The sequence below is a fragment of the Nonomuraea longispora genome (genome assembly GCF_004348345.1).
GTDB classification, from domain to species: Bacteria; Actinomycetota; Actinomycetes; order Streptosporangiales; family Streptosporangiaceae; genus Nonomuraea; species Nonomuraea longispora.
In genome coordinates, this window is the sequence record NZ_SMJZ01000314.1 from 1 (window position 1) to 6,689 (window position 6,689).

Here is a 6,689-nt window from a genome sequence, read left to right on the forward strand (position 1 = left end):
GGGCGTTCAGGTCCTGATATTTCAGCATCCGTCGCTTGAGCTCGGGCACCTTGACGCGCGACGGCGGCGCGTCGGCCTTACGCGAGGTCCGCACCACCGCGTACGCCCGCCCGCCCTTGCCCTCAGCCTGCGCCACCAGCGGGAACGCGCCTGCTTTGAGGGTGACGACGAAGTCGTAGCGCTCGCCCATGCCGATGATGAACGTGTCCACGGTGACAGGCGAGCACGGGAACCCGTCGGTGTGGGTGATGGTCATGCGGTGCCCGCCGAGCGCGACCCGGAAGGCGGTGTCGGCGCCCGCGTTGATGACCCGGAACCTGACGCGCCGCCTGGGCGAGGCGGCGAACGTCCTGGGTGCGGCCGGCGGGCGGCCGTTGATCAGGTAAAGCGGGTGGCGCAGCTCGGCGGCCACGCCGCCCAGCGCCTCGCTGCGCAGGCTGTCGTCGTGCTCGGTGGAGGAGTTCAGCCGGCGCAGGGCGTCGTCGGGGGTGCCGTTGACACCGTCGAGCCAGTCGTCGAGCACGACCGTGAACTCCTCGTCGTAGCGCAGCGGCTCGCGCGGGTCGGCCACGATCAGCGGGCCGTACAGCCCGCGGTCGAGCTGGGTGCCGACGTGCGAGTGATACCAGTGCGTCCCCGGATCGGGCACCTTGAAGACGTAGTCGAACGTGCCGCCGGGCCGGGTGGAGGCCTGGGAGAAGCCGGGGGCGCCGTCCATGGGGAAGTCGATCGCGATGCCGTGCCAGTGCACGGTGGTCGGATCGGGCAGGTCGTTGACCAGCTTGACGGCGACGGTCTCGCCGGCCGTGGCCTCGATGAGCGGGCCGGGGAGCACGCCGTTGTAGGTCCAGGTGGAGACGGTGCGCTTGCCCAGCTTCACCTTGGCGGGCCTGGCTCGCAGCACCGTCCTCCGCGGCCGCGCCGCCGCCCCGGCCGCCGGCTTCTCCAGGGCCGTGCCGAGCCCCAGCGCCGCGAACGTGCCGGTGACGAACACCCGGCGCGACACCCTCCCCATGACCAGATCGTCCACAGATCCTCCCCCCGTTCATCAGGAAAGGTAACGGAGAGTGGTGGAAAATGCCTTTCGCCACGCTGTGGTCGAGAGCAGGGGCTGGAACACCGGGCGGGCTCACCTATTGATCGGGCGGGTCGTGCGAAATAGGGTGTTAATCGATTCACACGCCTGGGTTCCGAGGCGTGATGTTCCCCATATGTCCATCGGTGTGCGCGATGTTTCCCCAGAAATATACCCTTTATCCCTGTCGGGAATGCTACGTTATTCGACTAACATGAGACCTACCGCACGACAGGTGGCCGAGCTGGCGAACGTGTCCGTGGCGACCGTCTCCTACGTGCTCAGCGGCCGCGACCGTCCCGTGGCCGCCGAGACGAGGCAGCGGGTGCTCGACGCCGCCAGGCAGCTCGGCTACACCCCCAACCAGGCCGCGAGAAGCCTGCGCAAGCGCCGCACACAGCGGGTCTGCCTCGTGCTGAGCTCGCTCGGCGGCGTTCCCAGCGACGAGCGGCTGGCCACCGACCTGCACGAGATGGCCGACGCCCGCGGCTACTCCGTGGTCACGCTCACCGTCTACTCGGAGGCGCGGGCGAGCGCCGCCGTCGACGTGCTGCGCGGCGGCATCGCCGACGGCGCGCTGGTCAACGTCGTCGGCGACCACTTCACCCACGACCTGCTCACCGGGCTCGCCGCCACCGGCCTGCCGATGGTGGTGCTGAGCAACGAGAGCGGGCTCGAAGGGTGCGACGTCGTCCGTACGCCCGAGACCGAGGCGTGCGCGCAGGCGGTCGAGCACCTGCTGGCGGAGGGCAGGCGCCGCATCGCGTTCATGGCGCACCGCTTCGAGCTCTACCGCGACAAACCCGCGGGCCGGCTGCTCGGCTACACCACCGCACTCGAACGGCACGGCGTCGACCCGCGGATCGTCACCTCCGGCGCGGACGACCGCGTCTCCGCCTACCAGACCGCCGCCGAGCTGCTGAGCTCTCCCGACCGCCCCGACGCGATCTTCGCGGCCTCCGACCGGGCCGCGATCAGCACGATCTGGGCCGCCAGGGACGCCGGGCTGCGCGTGCCGGACGACGTGGCCGTGATCGGCGTCGGCAACATCGACGAGGGTCTCATCAGCAAGCCGCAGCTCAGCACCGTCGGCCCGCTCCGCCACGACTACACCGACGTCGTACGCCTGCTCTTCGACCGCCTCCAGGCCGAGGAGCCGCCGCCCGCCCGCGAGATCGTCCGGTCCTGGACCTTCCTGCGGCGGGGCTCCTCCTAGAAGGGAATCCGAGATGTCTTCCCACGCCCACCGACTGACCCGCCGTGACGTGCTCCGCCTGGCCGGCGCGGCTGCCGCGGTGCCGGTGTTGTCGTCCTGCGCGGGAGCGCCGCCCGCGCAGACCGCGGCCCCCGGCGCCTTCACCGTCTACTGGAACGCCGGACACGACTACCAGGCCTACCGCAAGGTGATCGCCGAGTTCGAGCAGGCCAACAAGGTCAAGGTCAACCTGCAGAAATACCAGTGGCCCGACCTGCGCACCAGGCTGCTGGCCGACTTCGCCTCCGGCACCGTGCCCGACGTGGTCGAGGAGCCGGGTGGCTGGGTGCAGGAGTTCGCCATCTCCGGCAACGCCCGGTCGCTGCAGGACTACGTCGACCGTGACGGCGAGGCGATGGGCTTCCCCTCCGACTGGCAGCCGGTCGCCGTCGAGCGCAACTCCTACCAGGGCAAGGTGTACGGCGTACAGCTCCACCTGACCTGCAACACGCTGCTCTACAACAAGGGCATGTTCAGCGCGGCCGGGCTGGAAGCGCCGACCACCTGGGAGGAGTTCCTCGCCGCGGCGAAGAAGCTGACCACGGACGGCGTGCACGGCGTCGCGCTCAACCAGGACCACACCTACATCTGGCCGTGGATGATGCAGGCCGGCGTCACCCCCTTCGACCCGGAGACCGGCAAGGTCATGACGCCGATCGAGGACGCGATCGCCGCCCTGCAGTTCCAGGCCGACCTGATCCACAAGCACAAGGTGGCCCCGGTGCCGGTGTCGAGCACCGACTACTCGGGCCCGCAGAAGTTGTTCTCCGCCAAGCGCGCCGCGATGATCCTCACCGGCCCCTGGGACCTCGAACCGATCGCGAAGACCAGCGCCGACATCGACCTCGGCGTCGCGCCGCCGCTGAAGAACAAGACCCAGGTCACCCAGGCGGCCGGCACGAGCATGCTGGTGCCCGCCAAGGCCACCAGACCCGACCTGTCGTGGGACTTCATCAAGCGCATCACCGCCCTGGAGGTCGAGCAGGCCGCCACGAAGGAGACCGGCATGCTCATGCCGCGCGTCTCGTGGGCCGACCTGCCCGAGGTGCAGCAGGACGACGCCGTCAAGGTGTTCGCCGAGGCGCTGCCGATCGCCAAGGACTCCACCCAGGAGGTGCGCCTGACCGGCCAGCTCGGCAAGTGGGACGAACAGCTCAAGGTCGTCTACCAGCAGGTCATCATCCAGAACAAGCCGGCCGCCGACGCCCTGCGCGCGTTCGCCGAGGCGGCGGAGGGCTTCCTCACATGAGGACGAGCACGACGACCGGCGGCGGGAGCGGAGCACGGCCATGCTGAGGCCACGCACGCTCTCGGGTCGCTACGCACGGACCGCCTACCTGTTCCTCATCCCCGCGATCCTGTTCTTCGCGGCCTTCTTCTACCTGCCGATCGGCAACGTGATGACCACCAGCCTGCGCACGGGGCCGCAGGCCGACCAGTGGGCCGGGCTGGGCAACTACACGCAGGCCCTGGCCGACCCGGCGGTGCGGCACTCGTTCCTGGTCACGGCGGTCTTCTCGGTGATCGTGGTGCTCGGCTCGATCGTGCTCGGGCTGGCGCTGGCGTTGGCGCTCGACCAGCCGCTCAGGGGCCGGGTCGTGTTCCGGGTGCTGCTGCTGGTGCCGTACCTGACCTCGGTGGCGATCGTCGGGCTGCTGTGGCGCAACATCCTCGACCCCGAGCTCGGGGTGCTGAACCGGGTGCTGAGCGCGTCCGGGCTGCCCGAGCAGACCTGGCTCAACACCTCGCCGCTGCTCACCATCGCCGCCGTCACGCTCTGGCAGAGCGTCGGCTACACGATGGTGTTGTTCCTGGCCGGGCTGCAGGGCATCCCGGAGACGTACCACGAGGCGGCCAAGATCGACGGGGCCGACGCGTGGCGCCGCTTCTGGCGGATCACGCTGCCGCTGCTCGCGCCCACGACGTTGTTCGTCTCGGTGATGGCGGTCATCTCGGGGCTGCAGGCGTTCGGGCAGGCGTACATCATCACCAACGGAGGTCCCGGCGACGCCACCGACCTGTCGGTCTTCCACATCTTCAACGTCGCCTTCCGCGCCAGGGACTTCGGCTACTCCTCGGCGCAGTCGGTGCTGCTGCTCGTCGTCATCGTGGCGTTCACGCTGGTGCAACTGCGGGCGGGGCGGCGCGGGGAGGTCACGTACTGATGCGCAAGCCGCTGCTCTACACCCTGCTCGCGCTGGCCTGCCTCATGACCGTGGTGCCGCTGCTCTACATGGTGTCGCTGTCGTTGCAGACCGAGGCGGAGACGCTGTCGGCGAACGCGGTCCTCGTGCCGGACTCGCCCCAATGGGGTAACTACGCCGAGTTGTTCGTGCGCGCGCCGTTCGGCAACTTCATCGTCAACAGCCTCGTCGTGGCGGGCGCGATCACGCTCGCGCACCTGCTGTTCGACCCGCTCGTCGGGTACGTCTTCGCCAAGTTCCGCTTCCCGCTGCGCAACACGCTGTTCGTGGCGCTGCTGGCCACGCTCATGGTGCCGTTCTTCGTGCGGATGATCCCGTTGTACGTGCTGATGGCCACCATGGGGTGGCTCGACACGTACCAGGGGTTGATCACGCCGTTCCTCATGGACGCGTTCGGGATCTTCCTCATGAGACAGTTCATCCAGCCGATCCCCGACGACCTGATCAGCGCGGCGCGCATCGATGGGGCGTCCGAGCTGCGGATCTACCGGAGCGTCATCCTGCCGCAGACCCGGCCCGCGCTGGCCGTGCTCGGGTTGTTCACGTTCGTCTTCCAGTGGAACGAGTTCCTCTGGCCGCTGGTGGCCACCACGACGCCCGAGATGCGCACGATCCCGGTCGGCCTCACCCTGTTCAACCAGGAGTACTTCACGTTGTGGCACCTTACGGCCGCGGGCTCGGTGATCCTCTTCGTGCCCACCGCCATCCTGTTCGTCTTCACGCAGCGATACTTCGTCCGTGGCATCGCGCTGACCGGCATCAAATAGTCAGTCCGTTAGGAGATCCCCTTTTGCGCCCGAACGTGCCCCCTAATGTGATCGTCGTCTTCACCGACCAGCAGCGGTGGGACACCGTCGGCCCTCTCACGCCCAACCTCGGCAGAATGGCCGGGCACGGCACGCAGGCCACGGTCGCGCTCACCCCGCAGCCGGTGTGCGCGCCCGCCCGTTCGGCGTTGCAGACGGGGCGCTACCCGACCACGACGGGCGTCTACCGCAACGGCCGCGTGCTGCCGGCCGGGGAGCGTACGCTGGCGCACCACTTCGGGGAGGCGGGCTACGCCACCGGCTACATCGGTAAGTGGCACCTGGCGGGCAGCGAGCCGGTGCCCGAGGAGGAACGCGGCGGCTACCGGTCGTGGCTGGCGGCGAACGCGCTGGAGCACACCTCCGACGCCTACCGCACCATCGTCTACGACGAGGAGAACGAGCCCGTCCTGCTGCCCGGCTACCGCTCCGACGCCCTCGTGGACGCGGCCGTGCGGTTCGTCGCCGACCACCACGTCGAGCCGTTCTACCTCTTCCTGTCGTTCCTGGAGCCGCACCACCAGAACGAGGTGGACAACTACCCGGCCCCCGACGGCTACGAGGAGCGTTATCAGGGCCGCTGGATGCCGCAGGACCTGGCCGCGCTCGGCGGCACGGCCCACCGGCACATGGGCGGCTATCTCGGCCAGGTCAAGCGCCTGGACGAAGGGCTCGGCCGGCTGCTCGACGCGCTGCGCAGCATGGACCTGCTGGACGACACGATCGTGGCGTACACCTCCGACCACGGCAACCACTTCAAGACCCGCAACGGCGAGTACAAACGCTCCTGCCACGACGCGTCGCTGCGGGTGCCGCTCGCGCTGCGCGGGCCCGGCTTCGACGGGGGCGGCGCGATCTCGCGTCCCGTCAGCACCCTCGACCTGCCGCCGACGCTGCTGGAGGCGGCCGGGCTGCCGGTGCCCGCGTCCATGCAGGGCCGCTCGTTCCTGCCGCTGGTGCTCGACCCCCGCGCGCCGTGGCCCGAAGAGGCGTTCTTCCAGGTGAGCGAGTCGGAGGTGGGGCGCGGCATCCGCACGTCCCGGTGGAAGTACTACGCCGTCGCCGAGGACGCCGACCCGTGGGACGTCCCGGCCGCCACCCGCTACCGCGAGCAGGCCCTGTACGACCTGGACAACGACCCGCACGAGCTGGTCAACCTGGCGGGGCGCGCGTCGCACGCGCGGGTCGCGGCGGAGCTGCGGGAGCGGCTGGTACGGCGGATCGTGGCGGCGGGGGAGACCGAGCCGGTCATCGAGCCGGCGGCCGAGCTGGCCGGGCCCCACCAGGGCATGACCGACCCCGCCGTCCGCCTCCACGGCCCCGAACCCGTCCGCTTCGGCCACCAACCC

General features: G+C 69.7%; 6 protein-coding genes. 5 read left to right on the forward strand and 1 reads right to left on the reverse strand.

The genetic code is table 11. The features are described from left to right. A partial coding sequence (locus E1267_RS41775; protein WP_246064674.1) for a multicopper oxidase family protein occupies nt 1-1,030 on the reverse strand: 1,030 nt, incomplete at its 3' end. A 259-nt stretch (nt 1,031-1,289) separates the two neighbouring features. On the opposite strand from E1267_RS41775, the gene E1267_RS41780 reads away from it, so the two are divergent. The 5 genes from E1267_RS41780 to E1267_RS41800 all read left to right on the forward strand — a co-directional run. Beyond that, nucleotides 1,290-2,291, forward strand: a complete 1,002-nt coding sequence (locus tag E1267_RS41780) for a LacI family DNA-binding transcriptional regulator (RefSeq protein WP_132341550.1) — start codon at nt 1,290-1,292, stop codon at nt 2,289-2,291. Between the two features lie 13 nt (nt 2,292-2,304). Continuing rightward, the gene (locus tag E1267_RS41785) at nt 2,305-3,579 is read left to right on the forward strand and encodes a sugar ABC transporter substrate-binding protein (protein ID WP_132341552.1); all 1,275 of its coding nucleotides are present in this window, start codon (nt 2,305-2,307) and stop codon (nt 3,577-3,579) included. A gap of 40 nt (nt 3,580-3,619) precedes the next feature. After that, nucleotides 3,620-4,495 carry a carbohydrate ABC transporter permease gene (locus tag E1267_RS41790; protein ID WP_132341554.1) on the forward strand — a complete coding sequence of 292 codons (876 nt, stop codon included), beginning with the start codon at nt 3,620-3,622 and terminating at the stop codon, nt 4,493-4,495. Continuing rightward, nucleotides 4,495-5,301 (forward strand): carbohydrate ABC transporter permease, encoded by an 807-nt coding sequence (locus tag E1267_RS41795; protein WP_132341556.1) that lies wholly within the window; start codon nt 4,495-4,497, stop codon nt 5,299-5,301. The genes E1267_RS41790 and E1267_RS41795 overlap by 1 nt, the downstream gene beginning before the upstream one ends. A 23-nt stretch (nt 5,302-5,324) precedes the next feature. Next, nucleotides 5,325-6,689, forward strand: a 1,365-nt coding sequence (locus tag E1267_RS41800; RefSeq protein ID WP_246064676.1) for a sulfatase family protein, incomplete at its 3' end; no start/stop codon positions are given.